The sequence below is a fragment of the Streptomyces sp. NPDC002790 genome (genome assembly GCF_040295505.1).
Lineage (GTDB): Bacteria > Actinomycetota > Actinomycetes > Streptomycetales > Streptomycetaceae > Streptomyces.
This window is the reverse complement of sequence record NZ_JBEOVM010000046.1, coordinates 25,858-49,225: the sequence shown is the minus strand read 5'-3', so window position 1 is coordinate 49,225 and position 23,368 is coordinate 25,858. Positions and strand designations below refer to the sequence as shown.

The 23,368-nt window shown below is 70.0% G+C and carries 21 protein-coding genes and 2 tRNA genes; 12 read left to right on the top strand and 11 right to left on the bottom strand.

The genetic code is table 11. From position 1 onward, the window contains the following. Window positions 1-105: 105 nt before the first annotated feature. Entirely contained in the window at window positions 106-648 is a 543-nt protein-coding gene (locus tag ABT004_RS21105) for a PPA1309 family protein (RefSeq protein ID WP_351339031.1), read from the bottom strand. A 146-nt stretch (window positions 649-794) separates the two neighbouring features. Here ABT004_RS21105 and ABT004_RS21100 point away from each other — a divergent pair, with 146 nt between their 5' ends. The 4 genes from ABT004_RS21100 to ABT004_RS21085 all read left to right on the top strand — a co-directional run bounded on the left by ABT004_RS21100 (window position 795) and on the right by ABT004_RS21085 (window position 6,125). Next, a complete protein-coding gene (locus ABT004_RS21100) occupies window positions 795-3,698 on the top strand; it encodes a UPF0182 family membrane protein (protein ID WP_351339040.1) in 2,904 nt (967 codons plus the stop codon). Window positions 3,699-3,745: 47 nt separating this feature from the next. Beyond that, window positions 3,746-3,819 (top strand) — tRNA-Met (locus tag ABT004_RS21095). 228 nt (window positions 3,820-4,047) lie between these two features. Next, window positions 4,048-5,844, top strand: coding sequence for a tetratricopeptide repeat protein (locus tag ABT004_RS21090; RefSeq protein ID WP_351339029.1), 1,797 nt, complete (start codon window positions 4,048-4,050; stop codon window positions 5,842-5,844). 207 nt (window positions 5,845-6,051) lie between these two features. Beyond that, window positions 6,052-6,125, top strand: a tRNA-Met gene (locus ABT004_RS21085). Between the two features lie 69 nt (window positions 6,126-6,194). Here the strand turns inward: ABT004_RS21085 and ABT004_RS21080 are convergent. The 4 genes from ABT004_RS21080 to ABT004_RS21065 form a co-directional block, all read right to left on the bottom strand. After that, window positions 6,195-7,346 carry an ABC transporter substrate-binding protein gene (locus tag ABT004_RS21080; RefSeq protein ID WP_351339028.1) on the bottom strand — a complete coding sequence of 384 codons (1,152 nt, stop codon included), beginning with the start codon at window positions 7,344-7,346 and terminating at the stop codon, window positions 6,195-6,197. Window positions 7,347-7,379: 33 nt separating this feature from the next. Continuing rightward, window positions 7,380-8,246: an ABC transporter permease gene (locus ABT004_RS21075; RefSeq protein WP_351339026.1), complete on the bottom strand. Its 867-nt coding sequence runs from the start codon at window positions 8,244-8,246 to the stop codon at window positions 7,380-7,382. Further along, the gene (locus ABT004_RS21070; RefSeq protein ID WP_351339024.1) at window positions 8,243-9,001 is read right to left on the bottom strand and encodes an ABC transporter ATP-binding protein; all 759 of its coding nucleotides are present in this window, start codon (window positions 8,999-9,001) and stop codon (window positions 8,243-8,245) included. Before ABT004_RS21070 ends, ABT004_RS21075 begins: the two co-directional genes overlap by 4 nt. Before the next feature lie 180 nt (window positions 9,002-9,181). After that, window positions 9,182-9,601 carry a Fur family transcriptional regulator gene (locus tag ABT004_RS21065; protein ID WP_351339021.1) on the bottom strand — a complete coding sequence of 140 codons (420 nt, stop codon included), beginning with the start codon at window positions 9,599-9,601 and terminating at the stop codon, window positions 9,182-9,184. A 136-nt stretch (window positions 9,602-9,737) separates the two neighbouring features. Here ABT004_RS21065 and katG point away from each other — a divergent pair, with 136 nt between their 5' ends. Next, the gene (gene katG, locus ABT004_RS21060) at window positions 9,738-11,951 is read left to right on the top strand and encodes a catalase/peroxidase HPI (protein ID WP_351339019.1); all 2,214 of its coding nucleotides are present in this window, start codon (window positions 9,738-9,740) and stop codon (window positions 11,949-11,951) included. 88 nt (window positions 11,952-12,039) lie between these two features. Here the strand turns inward: katG and ABT004_RS21055 are convergent, their stop codons facing one another. Beyond that, a complete protein-coding gene (locus ABT004_RS21055; protein ID WP_351339017.1) occupies window positions 12,040-12,441 on the bottom strand; it encodes a CBS domain-containing protein in 402 nt (133 codons plus the stop codon). A 174-nt stretch (window positions 12,442-12,615) separates the two neighbouring features. Further along, the gene (gene hisN / locus ABT004_RS21050; RefSeq protein ID WP_351339014.1) at window positions 12,616-13,416 is read right to left on the bottom strand and encodes a histidinol-phosphatase; all 801 of its coding nucleotides are present in this window, start codon (window positions 13,414-13,416) and stop codon (window positions 12,616-12,618) included. 154 nt (window positions 13,417-13,570) lie between these two features. Here hisN and ABT004_RS21045 point away from each other — a divergent pair, with 154 nt between their 5' ends. Continuing rightward, on the top strand, window positions 13,571-14,152 hold the full coding sequence (locus ABT004_RS21045; RefSeq protein ID WP_351339011.1) for a TetR/AcrR family transcriptional regulator: 582 nt from the start codon (window positions 13,571-13,573) through the stop codon (window positions 14,150-14,152). Between the two features lie 9 nt (window positions 14,153-14,161). Here the strand turns inward: ABT004_RS21045 and ABT004_RS21040 are convergent, their stop codons facing one another. From ABT004_RS21040 to ABT004_RS21025, 4 genes are all read right to left on the bottom strand, one after another. Beyond that, window positions 14,162-14,485, bottom strand: a complete 324-nt coding sequence (locus ABT004_RS21040; RefSeq protein ID WP_351339008.1) for a DMT family transporter — start codon at window positions 14,483-14,485, stop codon at window positions 14,162-14,164. 109 nt (window positions 14,486-14,594) lie between these two features. After that, window positions 14,595-15,605, bottom strand: coding sequence for a ribosome small subunit-dependent GTPase A (gene rsgA, locus ABT004_RS21035; protein ID WP_351339006.1), 1,011 nt, complete (start codon window positions 15,603-15,605; stop codon window positions 14,595-14,597). Between the two features lie 12 nt (window positions 15,606-15,617). Further along, window positions 15,618-16,958, bottom strand: a complete 1,341-nt coding sequence (aroA, locus tag ABT004_RS21030) for a 3-phosphoshikimate 1-carboxyvinyltransferase (protein WP_351339004.1) — start codon at window positions 16,956-16,958, stop codon at window positions 15,618-15,620. Between the two features lie 36 nt (window positions 16,959-16,994). After that, entirely contained in the window at window positions 16,995-17,696 is a 702-nt protein-coding gene (locus tag ABT004_RS21025; protein ID WP_351339002.1) for a M50 family metallopeptidase, read from the bottom strand. 60 nt (window positions 17,697-17,756) lie between these two features. Here ABT004_RS21025 and ABT004_RS21020 point away from each other — a divergent pair, with 60 nt between their 5' ends. From ABT004_RS21020 to ABT004_RS20995, 6 genes are all read left to right on the top strand, one after another. After that, window positions 17,757-18,572: an SOS response-associated peptidase gene (locus ABT004_RS21020; RefSeq protein ID WP_351338999.1), complete on the top strand. Its 816-nt coding sequence runs from the start codon at window positions 17,757-17,759 to the stop codon at window positions 18,570-18,572. A 91-nt stretch (window positions 18,573-18,663) separates the two neighbouring features. Then, entirely contained in the window at window positions 18,664-19,302 is a 639-nt protein-coding gene (locus tag ABT004_RS21015) for an alpha/beta hydrolase family protein (RefSeq protein WP_351338997.1), read from the top strand. Between the two features lie 244 nt (window positions 19,303-19,546). After that, window positions 19,547-20,221, top strand: coding sequence for an RNA polymerase sigma factor SigR (sigR, locus tag ABT004_RS21010; RefSeq protein WP_351338994.1), 675 nt, complete (start codon window positions 19,547-19,549; stop codon window positions 20,219-20,221). Continuing rightward, entirely contained in the window at window positions 20,218-20,514 is a 297-nt protein-coding gene (gene rsrA / locus ABT004_RS21005) for a mycothiol system anti-sigma-R factor (RefSeq protein WP_351338991.1), read from the top strand. The genes sigR and rsrA overlap by 4 nt, the downstream gene beginning before the upstream one ends. Before the next feature lie 132 nt (window positions 20,515-20,646). Next, a complete protein-coding gene (locus ABT004_RS21000; protein WP_351338988.1) occupies window positions 20,647-21,978 on the top strand; it encodes an HD-GYP domain-containing protein in 1,332 nt (443 codons plus the stop codon). 56 nt (window positions 21,979-22,034) lie between these two features. Next, window positions 22,035-23,273, top strand: coding sequence for an HD-GYP domain-containing protein (locus ABT004_RS20995; protein ID WP_351339038.1), 1,239 nt, complete (start codon window positions 22,035-22,037; stop codon window positions 23,271-23,273). Window positions 23,274-23,368: the final 95 nt, after the last annotated feature.

Below are 23,368 nucleotides of genomic sequence, written 5' to 3'. Positions count from 1 at the left end.
GACCTCGTCCCCCCCATTGGGTTTAATTGGCTAAAACCCCGAATTCCTTTGTGGGGCGCACCGGCATTACCCCGGTGGCGCCCCTCTACGTAGACGAGGAGAGCGTTACTCGGCGAACGTCACCGACAGGGCTTCCGCGAGTCCCGGTACGAGGTTCGAGCCCGTGAGGACCTCCGTCGTCGCGTCCTTCTCACGCAGCCGCAGTGCCGAGTCGCGGGTGCCGTCGCGCAGTACGCCGACCGTCATCCGGACCTCCTGGCGGTCCGGGTGCTCGGCCACCCACTTCGTGAGCTTCGCGTCGCTGAGGCCCGCCGGGACGGACGCCTCCGCGGAGGGCGGCAGCATGAGGCGCTCGACCGTCAGCGCGCAGCCCACCACGGCGTCGGGCCACGCGATGGTGCCGAGGAACTCGTCCAGCGGCTTTCCGGCAGGAATCTCGTCCTGCTCGATCGGGGTGAGGCCGGGGGCCTCCTGCTCGCCCTCGAGCCCCAGCTGGGCGGCGAGAGCGGGTTCCTGGGCGCGCAGCGCGGCGGTGTCGACGAGGGCGAAGAGGCGAGCGGGCTGGTCCCAGCCAAGCCCGGCGGCGTACTCGTCGATCTCGAGTACGGCTCGGGTGAGGGGGCTCGCTGCCATGGGAGTGTTGGACATAGTCACAATCCTGCCTCGTTCCTGCCCCGAACCGGGAACTGAGTAAAGCGTGAGTAAGTTGCATAGGTGATGGGTCCGCGATCTCCGGGCCCGACCGACCGACCGACCGAATACCGAACTTCGAGGTGCACACCTTGGCTTTCCAGATGCCGGACCGCGGCGGTGGCCCGACGGGACCGCGGATCAGAGTCGGCCGACCCTCCCGGCGTGCTCGAACGTTGTTGTTGACGCTGGGCGTCCTGGCCGTGCTCGGCATGGTCTTCGTCATGTTCGCCGGATTCTGGACCGATTGGCTCTGGTACCGCTCGGTCAAGTTCTCCTCCGTCTTCACGACTCAACTGTGGACGAAGATCGGACTCTTCTTCGTCTTCGGACTGCTGATGGCGCTCGCCGTCGGCGTGAACGTCTGGCTGGCGCACCGGCTGCGCCCGCCGCTGAGCGCCATGTCGATGGAGCAGCAGAGCCTCGATCGCTACAGAATGGGTATCGCGCCCTTCAAGCGCTGGCTGCTCGTCGGCATCACCGCCCTTGTGGGTCTGATCGCGGGAGCATCGGCCGCCAGCCAGTGGCGTACGTGGCTGATGTTCGTGAACGGCGTGCCGTTCAACCAGAAGGACCCGCAGTTCCACATGGACGTGTCCTTCTACGCGTTCGATCTGCCCTGGTACCGCTTCCTGCTCGGCTTCGGGTTCGCGGCAGCCGTCATCGGCCTGGTCGCCGCGGCGCTGACGCACTACCTGTACGGCGGCCTGCGGATCACCAGCCCGGGGGCGCGGGCCACGGCCGCGGCGACGGGGCACCTCTCCGTCCTGCTGGGCGTGTTCGTCGCGCTGAAGGCGGTCGCGTACTGGCTCGACCGGTACGGGCTCGCGGTGAAGCAGAGCGACTTCAAGGCGACGGACAACTGGACGGGCCTCAGGTACGTCGACGCGAACGCGTATCTGCCGGCGAAGACGATCCTGTTCTGCATCGCCGTCATCTGCGCGATCCTCTTCTTCGCGACCCTGTGGCGGCGCACCTGGCAGCTGCCGGTCATCGGCTTCGGCCTGATGGTGCTCTCGGCGATCCTGATCGGTGGCCTGTACCCGGCCATCGTCCAGAAGTTCCAGGTCCAGCCGAACGAGCAGTCCAAGGAAGCCCCGTACATCAAGAAGAACATCGAGGCGACCCGTAAGGCGTACGGCATCGACAAGGCCAAGCCCGTGGACTACAAGGGCAAGGGTTCGGACGACGCCAAGAAGCAGCGGACGGAGTCCGATTCGGCGGCCAGCTACCGGCTCAACGACCCGAACATCGTCTCGCCGACCTTCCAACAGCTCGAGCAGCAGCGGAAGTACTACCAGTTCCCGACGACCCTGGACGTGGACCGCTACAACGGCCAGGACACCGTGACCGGCCTGCGCGAGCTGAACCTGAGCAAGCTCGACAAGCGCAACTGGATCAACGACCACTTCGTCTACACGCACGGCTACGGGGCCGTGACGGCGAAGGGCACGGCGACCTCCGGGGGCGCCCCGCAGTTCACCGAGTCGGGCCTGCCGACCACCGGCGACCTCGGCGACTACAACCAGCGCATCTACTACGGCGAGAAGACGTCGCAGTACTCGATCGTCGGTGGGCCGCAGAAGGAGCTGGACTATGAGCAGGACGACGGCACTCAGAAGACGACGAGCTACAAGGGCAAGGGCGGCGTCAATCTGGCGAACCCGCTCAACCGCGCCGCGTACGCCGTCGCCTTCAGTGAGCCGCAGATCCTCTACTCGGGGGCCATCGGTGAGGGTTCGCGGATCCTCTACAACCGCACTCCCAAGGAGCGCGTCGAGGCGGTCGCGCCGTGGCTGACGATCGACGGAGACCCGTATCCGACGGTCGTGAACGGCAAGATCAAGTGGGTCATCGACGCCTACACGACGTCGAACGGCTATCCCTACGCGTCGCGTACGACGCTGGGCGACAGCACCGCCGACTCGCTCAACGAGGCGGACAGCCAGCGCGCCGTGGTGGCCCAGCAGAACCAGGTCAACTACATCCGTAACTCGGTGAAGGCGACCGTCGACGCGGGCACGGGTGAGGTCAAGCTCTACACGTGGGACGACAAGGACCCGGTCCTGAAGACCTGGAAGAAGGCGTTCCCCGGCACGGTCGAGGACAAGAGCGAGATCCCGGCCTCCTTGAAGGAGCACCTGCGCTATCCGCAGGACATGTTCAAGGTCCAGCGTGAGCTGCTCAGCCTCTACCACGTGACCAACTCGAACCAGTTCTACAACGCGTCCGACGCGTGGCAGGTGCCGAACGACCCGACCAAGAAGGACAACAGTGCGGTCCCGCCGTACTACCTGTCCATGAAGATGCCGGGTCAGACCAGCCAGCAGTTCTCGCTGACGACGACGTTCACGCCGAGCGGGCGGCCCAACCTGAGAGCCTTCATGGCGGTCGACGCCGACGCGACGAGCAAGGACTACGGCGCCATAAGGCTGCTCAGAGTCACCGAGGACAAGGTCGCAGGGCCCGAGCAGGTACAGAACACGCTCAACTCCTCGGGCTCCGTGGCCAACTGGGTGCGCGATATGAAGGGTGCCGACTCGACGGTCCTGTACGGCAATCTGCTGACGGTGCCGCTCGACAAGGGCTTCCTCTACGTAGAGCCGATCTACGCCCAGGGCCGCAATGCCGAGTACCCACTCATGCGCAAGGTCGCGGTCTCGTACGGCAACAAGATCGGGTTCGCGGACTCGCTGTCCGAGGCGCTCAACCAGGCCTTCGACGTGGACGGGGACACGCCTGCCGAGCCGGAGAAACCCGGCGGCACCGAGCCGCCCGAGAACTCGACGGTGAAGGACGCGCTCGCGGACGCGGACGAGGCCTTCAAGGACGGCCAGGAGGCCCTGAAGGACAACGACTGGACCGCCTACGGCAAGGCCCAGGACCGGCTGCAGGACGCCTTGCAGCGTGCCGAGGACGCGCAGACCAAGGCCGACAAGGCGGCAGGGGACAACAAGAGCGACAAGAACAGCGGAAGCGGCGACAACAAGGAGGCGGCCGGCGGCTGACCGGTCAGATGACCCCTCCGCGCCGTGGTACGGTTTGGACACAACGGCGCGGGGTGGAGCAGCTCGGTAGCTCGCTGGGCTCATAACCCAGAGGTCGCAGGTTCAAATCCTGTCCCCGCTACTGATGATCGAAGGCTCGGAAGCTAAGGCTTCCGGGCCTTCGGTGCGTCGTGGCCCCTGCTGTCATGAGCCACCGGCATGTGCGAAGCGTGTGCGAACGATGCCCCCCTCGGGGGGAGTTGAGAATTCCGTGTTTCACTTGTCGCCCTGTGGGCATGTCGACAAAACGCTGAAGTGACCTCACTGGCTGCGGTATACCAGGTGTACCCAGGTTGCAGGTGGTGCGACGATGGACGTTATGGGGGACAAGGCAACTCTGTTGGAGACAGGGCGGTTTGTGCAGCCGACAGATCGGGATGAACCGGGCGAGGCTGCGGAAGAAGTACGCCAGCGGCTGGCCGCGGAGGCCGGCGACGTCGAGGCGATGAGTGTCCTCGGCGCCATGCTGCTGCGCCGCGGAGATCTCGGCGGCGCCGAGCCCCTGTTGCGTGCTGCCACCGGCGCCGGTGACCGCGCCGCGGCCAACAACCTCGGCGTCCTGCTCCACCAGCGCGGCTACGCGGACGAGGCCGCCGGCTGGTGGCGCATCGCCGCCGTCGCGGGTTCCGCGCCCGCCGCGCACGCCCTGGGCCGGCACTTCCGCGAGCGCGGGGACGAACCCGCCGCCGAGTACTGGCTGCGCCAGGCCGCAGAGCACGGCCACACCCTGGGCGCGTACGCGCTCGCCGATCTACTGGAGCACCGCAGCGACGTCGGTGCCGAGCGCTGGATGCGGGTCGCCGCGGAGCGCGGGCACCGGGAGGCCGCGTACCGGCTCGCCCGCGCGCTCGACCGCAAGGGCGGCACCGACGTGCTCGTCTCCGGCGAGGGCAAGGCCCCGGCGGAGGAGGCCGAGCAGTGGTACCGGCAGGCCTCCGCGCGCGGGCACCGGCGGGCCGCGCTGCACCTCGGTTCGATCCTGGAGAAGCGCGGCGAGTTGAAGGAGGCCGGGCGCTGGTACCTGACGTCCGCCAAGGACGGTGAGGCGCGCGCCGCGTGCGCCCTCGCGTTCCTGCTGCGCGACGCGGGCGACGAGGAGAGCGCCGCCGTGTGGTGGCTGCGGGCCGCCCAGGACGGCGACGGCAACGCGGCGAACGCACTGGGCGCCCTGCACGCCGAGCGCGGCGAGACGCAGACCGCCGAGCGCTGGTACCGCGCTGCCATGGACGCGGGCGACAACAACGGCGCGTACAACCTCGGCCTGCTCTGCGCCGAGCAGCAGCGCACCGCGCAGGCCGAGGGCTGGTACCGCCGTGCCGCCTACGCGGGCCACCGCGAGGCGGCCAACGCGCTGGCGGTGCTGCTCCTGCAGAACGGGGACGCGGTCGGCGCCGAACCCTGGTTCTCCAAGGCGGCGGAGGCCGGAAGCGTCGACGCGGCGTTCAACCTCGGGATCCTGTACGCGAGTCGGGACGACGAGGCGGCCGCGTTGCAGTGGTACGAGCGTGCCGCGGCCGGTGGGCACACCGAGGCGGCGTTGCAGGCCGGGATCGCGCGGCAGCGCGAGGGCGACGAGCAGGCCGCCGAGCGGCACCTGCGGTGTGCGGCTGGGGGCGGCAGCGGCGAGGCCGCATATCGGCTCGCCTCGCTGCTCGATGTGCGGCGGCCGCCCGCCGTTCGGCACGAGTTGGGGGAGCCCGTCACCGAGAAGAGCGAGTGCGAGGAGTGGTACGAGCGGGCTGCCGAGCACGGGCATCGCAGGGCGCAGGTCCGGGTCGGGATGCTGGCCGCCGCGCGGGGCGATGTGGTGGAGGCGGCGCGGTGGTACCGGGAGGCCGCGGAGGCCGGGTCGCGCAACGGGGCGTTCAACCTTGGGCTGTTGCTCGCCCGCGAGGGGAGTGGGCCGGAGGCGGCGCTCTGGTGGACGCGGGCGGCCGATGCCGGCCACGGGCGTGCGGCGCTTCGGCTCGCGCTGCTGTGCGCGCGGCGCGGTGACCTCGCCGAAGGGCAGAAGTGGGCGTCCCGGGCGGTCGAGTTGGGCCCCGCGGAGGTCGCGGAGCGCGCCGGGCGGTTGCGGGACGCGCTGCGGCAGGAGCTGTCGGCGTAGCGCCGGACCGTGCCGGGCTTCCGGCTGCGGAGGGGCCGAGGCCGGACGTGTGTGCAGCCTGCACCGGGGCACCGCCTTGCCCACCTTGCCGCCCAAGGCGGCAGATTGCCCAAGGCGGTGGCAGCGCTCCGTGCGGCCTGCGTCCCCGGTCCCCGCGGAGCGGTTTGCGCTGGTCGGGGGCGTACCGTAGAGTTGTGAACACAACGGCGCGGGGTGGAGCAGCTCGGTAGCTCGCTGGGCTCATAACCCAGAGGTCGCAGGTTCAAATCCTGTCCCCGCTACTGAAAGTCCTGAGGCCCGAATTCGTACAGTACGTACGGATTCGGGCCTCAGGCATTTTTGGGGCGTTCTCAGGGCTTGTGGCCGACCGCCTCCTCGTACAGCTTCCTGTTCACCGTCTTCGACTCCGGCAGCGGATCGCCCTCGGAGACGCCGGCCGCCTTGTACGCGGCCTGCAGCCGGTCCGTCGTGCCGGAGCGGATCTCCCAGTCCATCCGGAGGGACGGCGTCTCCTCCAGGACCTTCTTGTCCGTCTTCAGGAGGCGGGCCAGCTCGGCCACGAAGGCGGGGTCCTTCTTGTAGTCGTCCCGGAAGTACGTGTTCACGGTGCGGATGTACGCGCGCAGGAACGCGACGCCCGCGTCCGGGTCCTTGCTGAGGAGGTTCGGCCCGTACAGGAGGCCGCCGAGCGGCTCGCCCTGCGGCTGGCCGCCGAGGAACGCGTAGCGCTTGTCGCCGTCGACCTTGCGCCAGATCGGGTCGAGGAGCCAGGCCGAGTCGACCCCGCCGTTCTGCAGCCCGGTCAACACGTCGGCCGAGCCGAGCTGTTGGAACTGGATCTTGTCGAGGTCGCCGCCGTGCTTCTTCAGGGCGATGTTCATCGGATACGAGGCGACCGAACCCTTGCCGATCAGCGTGCCCATCTTCTTGCCCGCCATCCGGACCTGGGCGGCGCTCTGCCCTTCCTTGAGGCGCACCCACAGTCCGCTCTTGGACTTGGGGTCGGGGGAGAAGTTGCCGGACACCCACTTGATGTCGAAGCCGCCGAGGATGCCGTTCATGACCGCCGCTTCCGGGGCGGCCCACTGCGCGTCGATCTCGCCCTTGGCGAGGAGGGGGAGGGCGTCGGGCGTCGGGAGGACCTTGAGCTTCACATCCAGGCCCTCCTTCTTGAACTCGCCCTTCTTGACGGCCATCTCGAGCGGGGCCACGTACTCCGCGCTCAGCGTGCCCGTCGCGATGGTCAGCTTGCGCGGCTTGGCGAGCTTGACCGGAGCCGGCGCCCCCTTGTCGCAGCGGGCCGGCTTCCGGTCGGGGGAGCGGTCCTTCGGATCGGTCCAGGAGCCCTCTGCGCAGCCGGCGACCGCCTTGATCGCGCGAGGCCCGGCCGCGGAGTCGGACGGGGTGTCGGTCTTGGCGCAGGACGTCGTGCCGAGCAGCAGGGCGCCGACCGTGAGCAGGGTCGTACCCAGGTATGTCGTACCTACGTATCTGGTGCGCATGGGTCCTCCGTACAAGAATGTGGGTGGCAGGAGTCAGGACTGGCCGCGGCCGCGGTCGCGTGGGGCCCAGGGGGTGAGGAACCGGCCTGCCAGGCGCACCAGTTCGGAGAAGAGGACACCGAGGGCGGCGACACAGACGATGCCGACGAACATCACGTCGTTCTGGAAGAGGGCGCGGGCGTCGAAGATCAGATGGCCCAGGCCGTCGTTCGCGGCGATCTGCTCCGAGGCGACGATGACCAGGACCGCGACACCCGCCGCGATGCGGGCGCCGACCAGGACGGCGGGGAGCGAGGCGGGTAGCAGGATGTGCCGGAACATCTGCCAGGGGGACGCGCCGAAGACCTGCCCCGCGTCCCGGTGCCCGGTGGGGACGGAGATGACCGCCGCCATCGTCGAGATCCACACGAAGAAGAAGACCGTTGCCGCGACGAGGGCGATCTGCGGCCCCTCGCCCAGGCCGAACATGTTCAGGAAGACCGGCAGCAGAGCGAGCTTCGGCACTACGTAGAGGGCGTCGAGCAGCGGTTCGAGCGCCGCGCGGACCAGGGAGATCGAGCCCATGAGAAGACCGAGGAGGTAGCCCGACACCGTACCGATGACGTAGCCGGCGAGGACCCGCTTCAGGGTGGCCCAGACGTCCGGCCACAGTTCGCCGTCGGCCGCGCGCTGCCAGCCGTCGGCGAGGATCGTGGACGGGGCCGGGTAGATGCGCTCGTCGATCCAGGACTGGGAGGCCGCGAGCTGCCAGAGCAGGATCAGGACCACGGGGACGGCGATCGCGAGGGAGAGTTCGAGGGCCCGGCGCCGGTGGCGAGCGCGGGTGGGGTGGAGTTCCTCCGGGCCCGGAGCGCGGACCAGCAGGTCGTCCGGGGCCTTCGTCGAGGTGAGCGAGCTCATGCCGGGACCGCCTCCTGGTGCACCTCGCCGCGCAGCAGGTCCCACAACTCGCCCTTCAGGGAGGTGAATTCGGGGGCATCGCGGATGTCGCCGGTGCGGGGGCGCTCGAACGGCGGCCGACGCTCGGCGATCACGCGTCCCGGCCGGGCCGACATCACCAGGACCCGGTCGCCGAGGACGATCGCCTCCTCCAGGCTGTGCGTGATGAAGAGTGTGGTGGTCCGCGTCGTCTGCGTGAGCGCCAGGAGCTCGTCCTGGAGGATCGTGCGGAGCTGGGCGTCGAGGGCCGCGAAGGGCTCGTCCATGAGGAGGATCTCTGGCTCCACTGCCAGCGCCCGCGCGATCGCGACGCGCTGGCGCATGCCGCCGGAGAGGGCGGACGGGTAGGCGTCGGCGAAGTCGGCGAGGCCCATCCGGGCGAGCCAGTCGCGGGCGCGGGCGTTCGCCTCCTTGCGCGGGGTCTTCTGGATGTCGAGGCCGAAGCGGACGTTGGCCAGGACGGTCTTCCAGTCGTAGATCCCGTAGTCCTGGAAGATCATGGCTGCCGGGCGGGGGCTCGTCGTGCGGATCTCCAGGGTGCCGCTGGAGGGGCGGGTGAGGCCTGCGGCTATCCGGAGCAGGGTGGACTTTCCGCAGCCCGAGGGGCCGACGACGCAGACGAACTCGCCGGGGGTGACCGTCAGGTCGAGTGGTCCGAGGGCGTGCGTGGTGCCGAAAGTCCTGGTGAGTGCGCGGGCTTGGAGCTTGGGATGCATGGGCCCTCCGGGGTGCGGCGGATTCTCGTGGGCGACCGCGAGAATATGACGACCCGTCAGATTGCGGAAGGGGGTGCGTGGTTGACGCATGCACTGAAGGGCGCCCGACCGGTGGCCGCACAGCACAAAGGCCCGCACCATACGGTGCGGGCCCAGTGGAGCAGGTGGGGGGGGGCGGAGCTACGCCTTCGCCGCGCAGTTCGGGCACAGTCCCCGGTATGTGACCTCGACGTCCGAGATGGTGAAGCCGAAGCGCTCGTCGGACGGCAGGGCGGTGAGCGGATTGCCCGTCGGGTGCACGTCGCGGATCTGGCCGCACACGTCGCAGACCAGGTGCTGGTGCGGGCGGTGCGCGTTCGGGTCGTAGCGCTTGGCGCGCTTGTCCGTCGCGACCTCGATCACCTCGCCGAGCGAGACCATCTCGCCCAGCGTGTTGTAAACGGTGGCCCGGGAGATCTCGGGGAGCTTCGCCGTCGCGCGGGAGTGCACCTCGTCGGCAGTGAGATGCATGTGGTCCCCATTGAGTACCTCGGCCACGACGCGCCGCTGGGCAGTCATGCGCCAGCCGCGTCCACGCAGTCGTTCCAGCAGGTCACTCATAGGGCCAGCCTAACAGTCAGGGGACCTTGGCCCCGATCGGATGTGACTTTGGAGCTTTCCTTGACTTAGACATTGTCCATTGTAGGATCAGGTTCGGCTATAGCCAAGCGGCAGGACGACTCGGGAAGGGCCCCAAATGTCCGAGAATCACGAAGAATTTGTCACGGACCCCAACGCGGAGGCGGGTGGTTGTCCGGTCGCGCACGGCCGAGCCGCGCATCCGACGCAAGGGGGCGGCAACCGGCAGTGGTGGCCCGAGAGCCTCAATCTGAAGATCCTTGCGAAGAACCCGGCCGTGGCGAACCCGCTGGGTGAGGAGTTCGACTATGCCGAGGCGTTCGGCTCCCTCGACCTCCCGTCGGTGAAGCGCGACATTGCCGAGGTCCTGACCACCTCGAAGGACTGGTGGCCGGCCGACTTCGGGCACTACGGCCCGCTGATGATCCGTATGGCCTGGCACTCGGCCGGTACGTACCGGATCAGCGACGGCCGCGGTGGCGCGGGCGCGGGTCAGCAGCGTTTCGCCCCGCTCAACAGCTGGCCGGACAACGGGAACCTGGACAAGGCCCGCCGGCTGCTGTGGCCCGTGAAGAAGAAGTACGGGCAGAACATTTCCTGGGCCGACCTTCTGATCCTCACCGGCAACGTCGCCCTGGAGACCATGGGCTTCGAGACCTTCGGCTTCGCCGGCGGCCGTCCCGACGTGTGGGAGCCGGACGAGGACGTCTACTGGGGCCCCGAGCAGATCTGGCTCGACGACAAGCGCTACACGGGCGACCGTGACCTCGAGGACCCGCTCGGCGCCGTCCAGATGGGCCTCATCTACGTCAACCCCGAGGGTCCCAACGGGAACCCGGACCCGATCGCCGCGGCCCGCGACATCCGTGAGACGTTCCGCCGCATGGCGATGAACGACGAGGAGACCGTCGCCCTCATCGCCGGTGGCCACACCTTCGGTAAGACGCACGGCGCGGGCGACGCCGACCTGGTCGGCGCCGAGCCCGAGGGCGCGCCCATGCAGCAGATGGGCCTCGGCTGGAAGTCGGGACACGGCTCCGGCAAGGGCCGCGACGCCATCACCTCCGGCCTCGAGGTGACCTGGACCGAGACGCCCACGCAGTGGAGCAACTACTTCTTCAAGAACCTCTTCGAGTACGAGTACGAGCTCACGCAGTCGCCGGCCGGCGCCAACCAGTGGGTGGCGAAGAACGCCGAGGCGATCATCCCGGACCCCGAGGACTCCTCGGTCAAGCGGCTGCCCACGATGCTCACCACGGACCTCTCGCTGAAGTTCGACCCGATCTACGAGCCGATCTCGCGGCGCTTCTACGAGAACCCGGCGGAGTTTGCGGACGCCTTCGCCCGTGCCTGGTACAAGCTGACGCACCGTGACATGGGTCCGGCCGTCCGCTACCTCGGCCCGGAGATCCCCTCCGAGGTGCTGCCCTGGCAGGACCCGCTGCCGGCGCACGAGGGCCTGGTCGTCACCGCCTCCGACATCGCCACGCTCAAGCAGCAGATCCTCGCCTCGGACCTCACGGTCCCGCAGCTGGTGTCCGCGGCCTGGGCCTCGGCCTCCTCCTTCCGCGGCAGCGACAAGCGCGGCGGGGCCAACGGCGCCCGGATCCGCCTCGAGCCGCAGCGCGGCTGGGAGGTCAACAACCCGGAGAGCCTCGCGCAGGTGCTCCGTGTGCTCGAGGGCATCCAGGAGTCCTTCAACGCCACCGGCGACAAGAAGGTCTCCCTGGCCGACCTGATCGTGCTCGCGGGCTCCGCGGCCGTCGAGCAGGCCGCCAAGGACGGCGGCGTCGAGATCGAGGTGCCGTTCACGGCCGGCCGTGTCGACGCCACGCAGGAGCAGACGGACATCGAGTCCTTCTCGGCCCTCGAGCCGAAGGCCGACGGCTTCCGCAACTACGTGGGCAAGGCCAACCGCCTCCCGGCGGAGTTCCTGCTCACGGACAAGGCGAACCTGCTGACCCTCAGTGCGCCCGAGATGACCGTCCTCGTCGGCGGTCTGCGAACCATCGGGATCAACACGGGCGGGTCGAAGCACGGCGTCCTGACCAACCGTCCGGGCACGCTGAGCAACGACTTCTTCGTCAACATCACCGACATCGACACCCAGTGGGAGTCGACGTCGTCCGCGCAGGACGAGTTCGAGGGCCGTGACGGATCGGGGCAGGTCAAGTGGACCGGCACCCGCGCCGACCTGGTCTTCGGCGCCAACTCCGAGCTGCGCGCGGTCGCCGAGGTGTACGCGAGCGACGACGCCAAGGAGAAGTTCGTGAAGGACTTCGTCGCGGCGTGGACCAAGGTCATGGACCTGGACCGGTTCGACGTGCGCTGATCGAAACCCGCTGATCGCGGATCGTTGACAGAGAGGGCCGGTCCCCTTCAAGGGGACCGGCCCTCTCTGTCATGTCCGGGAGCCGTGTCTACGCCGGGAGCGGAGCGGGCTGCCGCCGGGCCGGGGCCCAGCGGCGGATGATGTCGCGGACCGAGACGATGCCGACCGGCTCCTGCCCGTCGAGCACGATGAGGTGACGGAAGCCGCCGTGCGCCATGGCGGCGGCCGCCTCCTCCACGGTCCACGACGGCGCGGCGAAGACGACGTCCGTGGTGGTGTGGGCGCCGGCGGTCTCGAGGTCCGGATCCTGGTTCTGGCCCAGGGCGTTGAGGATGTCGCGCTCGGTCAGGATCCCGACGCCGCAGCCGTCCGGATCGAGGACGACGGCGGCGCCGATGCGGCGCGCGGACATCAGCCGGGCCGCCTGGCGCAGGGTGTGGTCGGGGCCGATGGTGAGGACCATCGTGCTCATGGCGTCACGGACGAGCATGGATGGAGCCACCTTCCTGTGTGAGGTACTTGTTGCACCGGGCCCGTATGGAACGAGAAACGGTTCACAAGTTCACAAGTGGGGGGACTCTCAGAGTTGCAGGTAAAGGGAACGCCAACAAGAGGGCGCGAGAGGTGAGTTCAGGCGCGCGAGCAGCTCAACCCGCGCTCACCCTCACACCGAAGCGCGCAGGTAGCTCAGCAACTGGTCGTGGAGCAGGCCGTTCGACGCCGCCGCGTTGCCGCTGTGCGGGCCGGGGCGTCCGTCGAGCCCGGTGTAGCTGCCGCCCGCCTCGGAGACGATGATCGACGGCGCCGCCATGTCCCACAGGGAGAGCTCCGGTTCGGCGCACAGGTCGACCGAACCCTCGGCGACCATCATGTACGGCCAGAAGTCCCCGTAGCCGCGCGTGCGCCACACGGCCCGCGTCAGGTCGAGGAACCCGTCCAGCCTGCCCTCGTCCTCCCAGCCGGTCAGCGAGGAGTACGCGAACGAGGCGTCCTCCAGGCGGCCCACCTTGGAGGCGTGGATGCGCGACGCGGAGGTCAGGCTGCGGCCCGTGTACGCGCCCGCTCCCTTCGCCGCCCACCAGCGACGCTGCAGCGCCGGGGCGGAGACGACGCCGACGACCGGCTGGTAACCGCCCTCGCCCGCCTCCATCAAGGAGATCAGCGTGGCCCAGACCGGGACGCCCCGCACGTAGTTCTTGGTCCCGTCGATCGGGTCGATGACCCAGCGGCGCGGGCCCGTGCCCTGGATCCCGTACTCCTCGCCCAAGATCGCGTCGCGCGGCCGAGCCCGTTGGAGGTTGCCGCGGATCAACTCCTCGGCGGACTTGTCCGCCTCGCTCACCGGAGTCATGTCCGGCTTGGTCTCCACCTTCAGGTCGAGAGCCTTGAACCGGTCCATCGTCGCGGCATCGGCGACGTCCGCGAGGACGTGGGCGAGCCGCAGATCATCTTGGTAGTCGGGCATGAGTGCACAGTATCGATCGTGGTACGCCGACTGCTACAGGGACCGATCCGACGGCGGGCCCGGTGTGCCCGACGAGGGGCCTTGACACCGCGTACGAGCGCGTCAACTGTGGCCACACAGGCCTTATGGAACCCGGCGAACCGGGGAGGCGACGATGCCTGCAGCGCGGGAATCCCTTCTGGAAGCGGCCTACACGGCGCTCGCTCGGCGACCGTGGGACGCGGTGCGGATGGTCGACGTGGCGGCGGTCGCCGGGGTCTCCCGGCAGACCCTCTACAACGAGTTCGGCAGCAAGGAAGGGCTCGCACGCGCCCTCGTACGCCGGGAGGCCGACGCCTATCTGGCGGGCGTGGACCGGGCGTTGAAGGAGGGCGGGCTCGACGCCGTGGCCGAGTGGACCGTCGCCGGCGCGCGGCGCAACCCGCTCGTGCGGGCCGCGCTCACGGGGTGCTGGAGCGAGCGCCTGCCCTCGCCGACGCTGTCCGCCGTGCCGTCCTCCTCGTCCGTGCCGGCCCAGCGTCGAGCGGACGGGCCGCTGCCTGCGCCCGGTGACTTCGTGGTTGCGGTGCGGGACCGGAGCGTGGCCGCGCTCGGGGTGCCGGGCGCGGCGAAGGGCGAGGCGGAGGCGCTGGCGCGGGACTGCGAGGTGGCGGTGCGGCTCGCGCTGTCCTGCGTACTGGCGCCGCCGGGAGAGGGCGGGGTCGCGCGGATGGTGCGGGAGGTCGTACGCCGGTAGCGCGGTCGCTCAGTGCGCCGAGCCCGACAGCTGGAGGCCGATGACGCCCGCGATCACCAGGCTGATCGAGACGAGCTTGAGGACCGAGACCACGTCGCCGAGGAAGACCATGCCGTAGATCGCCGTGCCGGCCGCGCCGATGCCCGTCCACACCGCGTAGGCGGGACCCACGTCGAGCTTCTTCAGGGAGAGCGTGAGGAGCCCGAAGCTGCCGAGGGCGAACGCGGCGAACGCGATCGTCGGCCACAGCCGCGTGAAGCCGTGGGAGAGCTTCAGGCAGACGGCGAATCCGGTCTCCAGGATCCCCGCGACGACGACCAGCAGCCACGCCATGTCCTTGTGCCTCCCGCGTTCCACTGATCTCTGAATGTCTGTGATCTTGCGTCCGGCTTGGTGCGATTATGCCCTTACCTGTGTGGCGTGGCAGCAAACAAGCGCGAGTTCAGTCGCCCTCCCGGCGCTCCCGTGTCGCGAGGAGGCGGCGAAGCGAGTACAGCCGGGCCGGGTCCGCGTGCCCCTCTTCCACGTAGGCGTCCAGGGCGCAGTCGGGCTCGTCGTGGCTGCACGCGCGCGGGCAGTTCTCCGTGCCCGGCTCCAGGTCCGGGAAGGCGTGGATGACGCGCGACGGGTCCACGTGGTGCAGTCCGAACGACCGCACGCCGGGCGTGTCGACCACCCAGCCCGCGTCCCCCGACAACGGCAGCGCGAGCGCCGACGTCGTCGTGTGCCGGCCACGTCCCGTCACCGCGTTGACATGCCCCGTCGTACGCCGCTGATCGTCCGGCACCAGGGCGTTGACCAGCGTCGTCTTTCCGACACCGGAGTGGCCGACGAACGCCGTGATCTTCCCGTCGAGCTGCGCGCGCACCCGCTCCACGGCCGTGCCGTCCTCCAGCTCCGTGCGGCTCGTGACGACGTACGGGATGTCGAGCGCCCCGTACAGGTCGAGCATCTTGTCCGGCGGGGCCAGGTCCGACTTCGTCAGGACGAGGAGCGGGGTGAGGCCGCCGTCGAACGCCGCCACCAGGCAGCGGTCGATCATGCGCGGGCGCGGCTCGGGGTCGGCGAGCGCCGTGACGATGGCCAGCTGGTCGGCGTTGGCGACGACCACCCGCTCGTACGGGTCGTCGTCGTCCGCCGTGCGGCGCAGCAGGGAGCTGCGGCTCCCGATGCGGACGATGCGCGCGAGCGTGTCCTTCTTGCCGGACAGATCGCCGACCACGGAGACCCGGTCGCCGACGACCGCCGCCTTGCGGCCCAGCTCGCGGGCCTTCATCGCGGTCACGGGGACGTCGTCGATGAGGACGGTGAGGCGGCCGCGGTCGACCGTGAGGACCATGCCCTCGGCCGCGTCGTCGTGCTTGGGACGGATGTTGCTCCGCGGCCGGTTGCCCTTGCGGTTCGGGCGCTGGCGGATGTCGTCCTCGTCGGTGTGCTTGCCGTAGCGGCGCATCGCGGTGTGCCCCTACGCCCGGTCGGTCCCGAGCATCGCGGCCCACATGTCGGGGAAGTCCGGCAGCGTCTTCGCGGTGGTCGCCACGTTCTCGATCTGTACGTCCCTGACCGCGAGGCCGATGATCGCGCCCGCGGTGGCCATGCGGTGGTCGTCGTACGTGTGGAAGATCCCGCCGTGCAGCTTGCGCGGGCGGATGTGCAGACCGTCGGCGGTCTCCGTCACGTCACCGCCCAGCTCGTTGATCTCCTTGGTGAGGGCGGCGAGCCGGTCCGTCTCGTGCAGCCTCAGGTGGGCGACGCCGCGCAGGGTGGACGGGGAGTCGGCCAGGGCGGCCACCGCGGCGATGCCGGGGGTCAGCTCGCCGACCTCGCTCAGATCGACGTCGATGCCGTGCACGCTGCCGGAGCCGGTGAACTCGAGCCCACGCTCGGTCAGTTCACAGCCGCCGCCCATCTGCGTGAAGATGTCGCGCAGCGCGTCGCCGGGCTGCGTCGTGTGCTCCGGCCAGTCGGGGATCGTCACCTTGCCGCCGGTGATCAGGGCCGCGGCCAGGAACGGCTGGGCGTTCGAGAGGTCCGGCTCGATGGTGATGTCCCGGCCGAGCAGGGCGCCGGGCGTGACCCGCCACACGTTCGGCTCGCCGCCCGACTCCGGGGTGTCGACCTGGGCGCCGACCGCACGCAGCATGTCGACCGTCATGCGGATGTGCGGCATGGAGGGCAGCGCCGAGCCGGTGTGCCGGACCTCGACGCCCTGGTTGAAGCGCGGGCCCGACAGCAGCAGGGCGCTCACGAACTGGGAGGACGACGAGGCGTCGATCTCCACCGGGCCGCCATCCAGGGCGCCCCCGCCGTGCACCGTGAGCGGGAGCGCGCCGCGCCCCTCGTCGTCGATGCGTGCGCCGAGCGCGCGCAGCGCGTCGATCACGCCGTGCAGCGGACGCTCGTACGACCGGGGGTCGCCGTCGAAGCGGATCTCCCCGTCGGCGAGCGAGGCGACCGGCGGCAGGAAGCGCATCACCGTGCCCGCGTTGCCGACGTCGACCGTGGCGGGCCCCTGAAGGCCGGACGGGATGACGCGCCACGCCTCACCTGACCCGCCGGCGCCGGAGGAGCTCGACGACACCGTCTCCTCGATGCCCACACCCATCTCGCGCAGCGCGGCCGCCATCAGCAGCGTGTCGCGGGAGCGCAGCGGGCGGCGCAGCCAGCCCGGCTCCGCGGCGAGCGAGGCGAGCACGAGCGCCCGGTTGGTGACGGATTTGGATCCCGGCACCTGAACAGTCGCGTCGACGGCTCCCCTCGCGAGAGGGGCGGGCCAGAGGGCGGTGTGGGCCGGGTTCGAGGTCATGCCCCAACTCTAGTCGGCCCCCGGGAAGGCACCTGCTCACAGCCCCAGCAGCCAGCGGCCACCGCCGAGCAGTGAGCACAGGGAGACGGCGTGGAAGAAGAAGAACCACATGCCCGCGGGGACGTGCGTGAGGCGCGAGAGTTGGTCGGCGTCCGAGTCTCCCGCGCCACCCCTGCGGCGCTTGCGCTGCAGCTCGAAGGCGGGGCGTACGCCGCCGATGAGCAGGAACCAGACGACGGTGTACGCGAAGGCCGCCTGGACCTGCGGCCCCGCGAGCCAGGAGACGAGGACGAAGGCGCCGCCCGTGACCACCACGGTCAGCGCCCCGTACGCGTTCCGGATCATTACCAGCATCACCACGAGCAGCGCCGTCGCCAGCCACAACAGCAGCGTGATGTGTCCCTCGGAGAGCAGCGCCGCGCCACCGAGGCCCAACAGCGGCGGGGCCGTGTACCCGGCGGCCGCGGTCAGGACCATGCCGAGCCCGGTCGGCTTGCCCCGACTGACGGTCAGACCGCTGGTGTCGGAGTGCAGCCGGATGCCGTCCAGCTTGCGGCCCATGAGGAGCGCGATCAGGCCGTGGCCGCCCTCGTGGGCGATCGTGATGGCGTTCCGGGTCAGCCGCCAGACGGCGTGCGGGACGATCGCGGCGAGCGCGACGACGGCCGTGGCGATCGTCACCCACTGATCGGGGTCGGACTGGGTCCCGAAGATCCGGTCCCAGAGGCTGGCGTCCATGTGTTTCGGCTGCTCCCGTTCGGGTTCGGTGGCGGGTCGGCATCTGGCACTGTGGCACGTATGTGCGGACGTTATGCATCGAGTCGCAGGCCCGAGGATCTCGCAGGAATCTTTGAGATCGAGAAGTGGGAGCCGGAGGAGGCCTATGAGGCCGACTTCAATGTGGCTCCCACCAAGGAGGTCTACGCGGTTCTCGACCGCCCTGTGAAGGACGCGGATACCCCCGGTCCGGTTCGCCAGCTGCGCAAGCTCAAGTGGGGGCTCGTGCCGTCGTGGTCCAAGACGCCGGAGGGCGGCGCCCGCATGATCAACGCGCGGGCCGAGACGGTGCACGAGAAGCCCTCGTACCGCCGGGCCTTCACCACGCGGCGCTGCATCCTGCCCGCGGACGGCTATTACGAGTGGGTGACCGCGACGGCCGAGCGCGACCTGGAGGTCGAGGGCAAGAAGAAGCGGCCCCGCAAGCAGCCGTACTTCGTGACGCCCGCGGACGGTTCGGTCTTCGCGATGGCCGGGCTCTACGAGTTCTGGCACGACCGGACGCTCCCGGACGAGCATCCTCTTGCCTGGTGGGTGACGTGCACGGTGATCACTACGGAGGCGGAGAGCGCGCCGCTCGGGGTTGCGCCGGAGGAGGGGCCGAGGTCGCTTGCCGATATTCATCCTCGGATGCCGTTGATGCTGACGCCTGACCGGTGGGACTCGTGGTTGGACCCGGGGCGTACGGATGTGGAGGACCTTCGTGGGCTCCTCGCGCCGCCTCGGGAGGGGTTGATGCGGGCGTATCCCGTGTCCACGGCGGTGAGCAATGTGCGTAACAACGGGGCCGATTTGCTGAAGGAGTTGGAGGGGCCGGAGGAAGGGACGCTGTTCTGAAGCGGTCGTACGGGGTTGACGTCACGGGGCTCTGCCCCGGACCCCGCTGCTCAATCGCCGCAGGGGCTTAATCGTGGGTCACCATGGCAGCGTGACCCGTATAGAGATCGTTTCCACCGAGACCGGCGACGCCCGCATCACCTGGCACGCCGCCAAGAAGCCGAAGCTCGTCCTGGCCGTGAGTCACGGTGCCGGGGGCGGCATCGAGGCGCGGGACCTGCAGGCCATCGCCGCCGCTCTGCCCGCCCACGGAGTGACCGTCGCGCTCGTCGAGCAGCCGTGGCGTGTCGCGGGGAAGAAGCTCGCGCCTGCCCCGAAGACGCTCGACAAGGGGTGGCGGGGGCTGTGGCCCGCGCTGGAGAAGCCCGGGTTGCCGGTGATCGCCGCGGGGCGGAGTGCGGGCGCTCGTGTCGCCTGCCGCACCGCGGGGGAGCTCGGCGCCGCCGCCGTGCTCGCCCTCAGCTTCCCGCTGCACCCGCCGGGCAAGCCGGAGAAGTCCCGCGCCGACGAACTCCTCGGCGCGGGCGTACCCACCCTCGTCGTACAGGGCGGCAACGATCCCTTCGGGAAGCCCGCTGAGTTCCCGGAGGGTGACGGCGCGTATGAACTCGCTGAAGTCCCCTACGGGGACCATGGCTTCGCCGTCCCGAAGCGTGCGGACATCACCCAGGACGAGGCCCTCGCCGTCATCACCGACGCCGTCACGAAGTGGACCGGATCACTCGTCTAGTCGCCGGGAATGTTGAGGGCGGGACGACTGTTGTGGTGACTGTCGGTGCACAGTGATCGTACGAGAGGAAGTCCGCCGCATGGGTTCAGTCGCTTGCCCCAGCCGTGCCACCACTCCTGACCTGGAGTGGAGCGTGCTGAGCGCGGCCAAGACCGCTCCTATTCGGGCGGCGGGCGGACCGGATCGTCGTCTATCCTCCGATTCGAGCGGGGTCTCGTTTGTCCCCGCTACGTCGCTTGAGGAGGTGGGTCCGGTCACAGGGACCGACGCAGGGACCGAGCACGGCCAGGCGGACGAGCGCCCGGAGCCGGCGGAGACTACCGCCGAGCGCAATGCCCGCTTCGAGCGGGACGCGCTGGAATTTCTCGACCAGATGTATTCGGCGGCCCTGCGCATGACGCGCAACCCGGCCGACGCCGAGGACCTGGTGCAGGAGACGTATGCCAAGGCGTACGCGTCCTTCCACCAGTTCCGCGAGGGGACCAACCTCAAGGCGTGGCTGTACCGGATCCTGACGAACACTTTCATCAACTCGTACCGCAAGAAGCAGCGCGAGCCCCAGCGCAGTGCCGCCGAGGAGATCGAGGACTGGCAGCTGGCCCGCGCCGAGTCGCACATGTCGACCGGTCTGCGCTCCGCCGAGTCGCAGGCGCTCGACCACCTGCCCGACTCGGACGTGAAGCGGGCCCTGCAGGCGATCCCCGAGGAATTCCGCATCGCGGTCTATCTCGCGGACGTAGAGGGCTTTGCGTACAAGGAGATCGCGGACATCATGGGAACACCCATCGGTACGGTGATGTCCCGGCTGCACCGTGGCCGTCGCCAGCTGCGCGGCATGCTCGAGGACTATGCCCGTGACCGCGGGCTCGTCCCGGCCGGTGCCGGTCAGGCGAACGAAGCGAAAGGCTCGGGCTCATGAGCTGCGGAGAGCCGCACGAAACGGACTGCAGTGAAGTTCTCGATCATCTCTACGAGTTTCTCGATCATGAGATGCCGGACAGTGACTGCACCAAGTTCGAGGTGCACTTCGAGGAGTGCTCCCCGTGCCTGGAGAAGTACGGCCTGGAGCAGGCCGTGAAGAAGCTGGTGAAGCGGTGCTGCGGTCATGACGACGTGCCCACCGATCTGCGGGCCAAGGTCATGGGGCGGATCGAAGTGATCCGCTCCGGCCAGGCCACGCCCGAAGAGGGCATGGGCAACCCGCTCGCCTGAGCCGAGCTGCTTGTTCACCCGATCGTGCGAATCCGGGGCCCCCGGCCCCGGCAATCCCCGCGATGCCGCGCGAGCGCCCTCCCGCGCGTCCTATCCTCCCTGAACTGAACGCCTTGGGGAGGGAGTTGGGGCATGCGGTCGGTTCCGCCTGTGGCCCGTGCGTATGTGCTCCTGACCGCCGGTTTCGCCGTGGTCTGCGCCGCCCCCGCGTTCTCCGCCGCCACGTCGTGGCCCGGCGTCGCGCTGCTCGCGCTCCTCTACGCGGGGTGTGAGCAGCTCGGCCGCTGCCGGCTGGTCGGGCGGCGCGCGCCCAAGGGGATGGGCACCTTCTTTCCCGTGCTGCTCGCCGGGGCGTTTCTGCTGCCGCCGGCCGCCGCCGCGCTCGTCGCCCTGCCCGGTGCCCTGCTCGCCTCCGTCGAGCGGCGGCCCGCGTGGCTGCGCAAGGTGTGGCGCGCGGCCCAACTCGCCCTCGCCACCTGGGCCGCGGCGCGGGTCTTCGGCGCGCTCGGCGGGCCCGAGGCGGTCGCCGACCCCCGGTTCCCTTACGCGCTCGTGCCCGGAGGCGCCGCCGTCCTCGCGTTCTGCGCCGCGCTCACCGTGCTCGACGGGGGCGTGCTCGCCACCGCGGAGCGGGTTCCGCTGCGCGGCGCCTGGCGCGGGCTCTTCCTGCGGATGCTCGCGCCGGTGGCCGCGCACGGGCTCGCCGGGCTCGTGATGGCGACCATGTGGACCAGTTCGTACGGTCCGCTCGCCGCGCTGCTCGTGCTCCTGCCGATGTACATCTCCTGCTGGGTGTTCGCCCAGTACCAGCGGGAGTGGTCCGCCCACCAGGCGACGATCCGGGCGCTCGTGCAGGCCGTCGACATCAAGGACGGATACACGCGCGGGCACAGCGAGCGGGTCGGGCAGGCCTCGATGATGATCGCCCGCGAACTCGGGATGGTGGGGGAGCGGGTGGAGGCCCTGCGGTTCGCCGGGATCCTGCACGACGTGGGGAAACTCGGCGTGCCCACGCGGTTGTTGCGGAAGGACGGGCCACTGACACCCGAGGAGCGCGAGGTCATCCAGCTGCATCCCGAGTACGGGCACGAGATGGTGCGGGGAATCGCGTTCCTGGGCGAGGCGCGGGCGGCGATCCTGCACCACCATGAGCGGCTCGACGGGAGCGGGTACCCGTACGGGCTCGCGGGGGCGCAGATTCCGGAGTTCGCGCGCGTGGTGGCGGTCGCGGACGCCTTCGACGCGATGACCTCCACGCGTACGTACGCGCGGGCGCGTCCCGTGACGGTCGCGATGGCGGAGCTGGAGCGGTGCGCGGGTTCGCATTTCGATCCGGTGATGGTGGGGGCGTTGGTGCGGGTGCTTCAGCGGGACGGGTGGCATCCCGTGGTCACGGCGGACGAGGCGGTGGTGCCCCCGGCCCGCACGGAAGGCGTTGCCGCGCCGGGGGCGGCCTCCCTGTGACGGGGACGGAGCCGGAGCGCCGCGCCGAAACGGGCGGCGTGCCCAAGGCGGGCCGGATGTCCGGGGTGCTGGTGATGGTGTTCGGGGTCGCCGTGGCGGTCGCCGCCGTGGCGCTCGGGGACACCGTCTGGCACGGCGTCGTCGAGCGGGGGAACGCACTGGCGTTCGGGGTCCTCGTCGCCGTGGGGGAGCTGGCCCGGTGGGGCGGCGCCGAGGACCGGGAGGCCGCGCCGCTCGGGGCCGCGGGGGCGCTCGCGTACGCGTTGCTCGGAGAGGTCGCGGGGCGGCCCACGCACCATGGCGCGCTACAGGTCGTCGCGATCGTCGTCGCGGGCACGCTCGTCGGCTGCATACCGCATGTGGCGCGCGGCAAGGGCGCCTCGCTCGACCACGTGACGCGGCGCGTGCTCACCGTCGCCTTCGCCGCCGTCTGCTTCCAACCGCTCTACAACGAAGGCGTGTTGACGGAGTGGCCAGGGGACGGCGCGTACTACGCGCTGTTGCTCGTCGGGCTGCTTGTGCTCACCGCGCTGTGCGATGCCGTGCTCGCCGCCACCATGGCGCACGCCAGGACGCGCTGGCCGTTCGGCCCGCTGCTGCGCGACGAACTGCGGGCGATGCTCGGGATCGGATCGGCCGTGTGCGCGACCGGGGCCGTCATGGCGCTCGCCGTCGCCGTCGCCGGGCTGTGGGCGCTGCCGCTGATCAGCCTGCCGCTGCTCCTCACCCAGCTGGCGTTCCGCCGGTACTCCGTCGTCAAGGCCACATACCGGCAGACCATCACCTCACTGGCCCGTGCCACCGAGATCGCCGGCTACACCCCGCACGGGCACGCCCGCCGGGTCGCCGCGCTCAGCCGGGCCGTCGGCCGCGACCTGGGGCTCTCGCAGCCGGACCTGTCGGTCCTCGAGTACGCGGCGCTGATGCACGACATCGGGCAGCTCTCGCTCGTCGACCCGGTGACCGAGGGCGCCACCGCCGCGCTGCCGCCCGCCCAGCAGCGCCGGATAGCCCTGCTCGGCGGCGCCGTCGTCCGCCAGACCGGGGTCGACACCCAGGTGGCCGTGGTGGTCGAGCGGCAGGCAGACCCGTACCGCGAGCAGCCGCTCACCGCCCGGATTGTGCGGACAGCGAACGCGTACGACGAGATGGCGAGGGAACAGGGACCTCAGGGGCCGCTCAGGGCCCTGGAAAGCCTCCGTCTGGCCACGGGGCGCGACTACCAGCCGGAGGTCGTCGAAGCGCTGGCCAGGGTGGTCGCGAGCCCCGGTCTGAGCCTAGGGTCGGTTGGGTAACCCATGGGTAATGAGCGGTCGTCCGAACGTACGTGGTTGGATGCGAAGCAACCCAGAAAACGCAGAACAGGCAAGGCACGCGGAACACGCAGAGA

Coding starts and splice junctions, on each gene's coding strand:
- ABT004_RS21105 (WP_351339031.1), bottom strand. CDS start 648: ATGTCCAACACTCCCATGGCAGCGAGCCCCCTCACCCGAGCCGTACTC.
- ABT004_RS21100 (WP_351339040.1), top strand. CDS start 795: ATGCCGGACCGCGGCGGTGGCCCGACGGGACCGCGGATCAGAGTCGGC.
- ABT004_RS21090 (WP_351339029.1), top strand. CDS start 4,048: ATGGACGTTATGGGGGACAAGGCAACTCTGTTGGAGACAGGGCGGTTT.
- ABT004_RS21080 (WP_351339028.1), bottom strand. CDS start 7,346: ATGCGCACCAGATACGTAGGTACGACATACCTGGGTACGACCCTGCTC.
- ABT004_RS21075 (WP_351339026.1), bottom strand. CDS start 8,246: ATGAGCTCGCTCACCTCGACGAAGGCCCCGGACGACCTGCTGGTCCGC.
- ABT004_RS21070 (WP_351339024.1), bottom strand. CDS start 9,001: ATGCATCCCAAGCTCCAAGCCCGCGCACTCACCAGGACTTTCGGCACC.
- ABT004_RS21065 (WP_351339021.1), bottom strand. CDS start 9,601: ATGAGTGACCTGCTGGAACGACTGCGTGGACGCGGCTGGCGCATGACT.
- katG (WP_351339019.1), top strand. CDS start 9,738: ATGTCCGAGAATCACGAAGAATTTGTCACGGACCCCAACGCGGAGGCG.
- ABT004_RS21055 (WP_351339017.1), bottom strand. CDS start 12,441: ATGCTCGTCCGTGACGCCATGAGCACGATGGTCCTCACCATCGGCCCC.
- hisN (WP_351339014.1), bottom strand. CDS start 13,416: ATGCCCGACTACCAAGATGATCTGCGGCTCGCCCACGTCCTCGCGGAC.
- ABT004_RS21045 (WP_351339011.1), top strand. CDS start 13,571: ATGCCTGCAGCGCGGGAATCCCTTCTGGAAGCGGCCTACACGGCGCTC.
- ABT004_RS21040 (WP_351339008.1), bottom strand. CDS start 14,485: ATGGCGTGGCTGCTGGTCGTCGTCGCGGGGATCCTGGAGACCGGATTC.
- rsgA (WP_351339006.1), bottom strand. CDS start 15,605: ATGCGCCGCTACGGCAAGCACACCGACGAGGACGACATCCGCCAGCGC.
- aroA (WP_351339004.1), bottom strand. CDS start 16,958: ATGACCTCGAACCCGGCCCACACCGCCCTCTGGCCCGCCCCTCTCGCG.
- ABT004_RS21025 (WP_351339002.1), bottom strand. CDS start 17,696: ATGGACGCCAGCCTCTGGGACCGGATCTTCGGGACCCAGTCCGACCCC.
- ABT004_RS21020 (WP_351338999.1), top strand. CDS start 17,757: ATGTGCGGACGTTATGCATCGAGTCGCAGGCCCGAGGATCTCGCAGGA.
- rsrA (WP_351338991.1), top strand. CDS start 20,218: ATGAGCTGCGGAGAGCCGCACGAAACGGACTGCAGTGAAGTTCTCGAT.
- ABT004_RS21000 (WP_351338988.1), top strand. CDS start 20,647: ATGCGGTCGGTTCCGCCTGTGGCCCGTGCGTATGTGCTCCTGACCGCC.
- ABT004_RS20995 (WP_351339038.1), top strand. CDS start 22,035: ATGTCCGGGGTGCTGGTGATGGTGTTCGGGGTCGCCGTGGCGGTCGCC.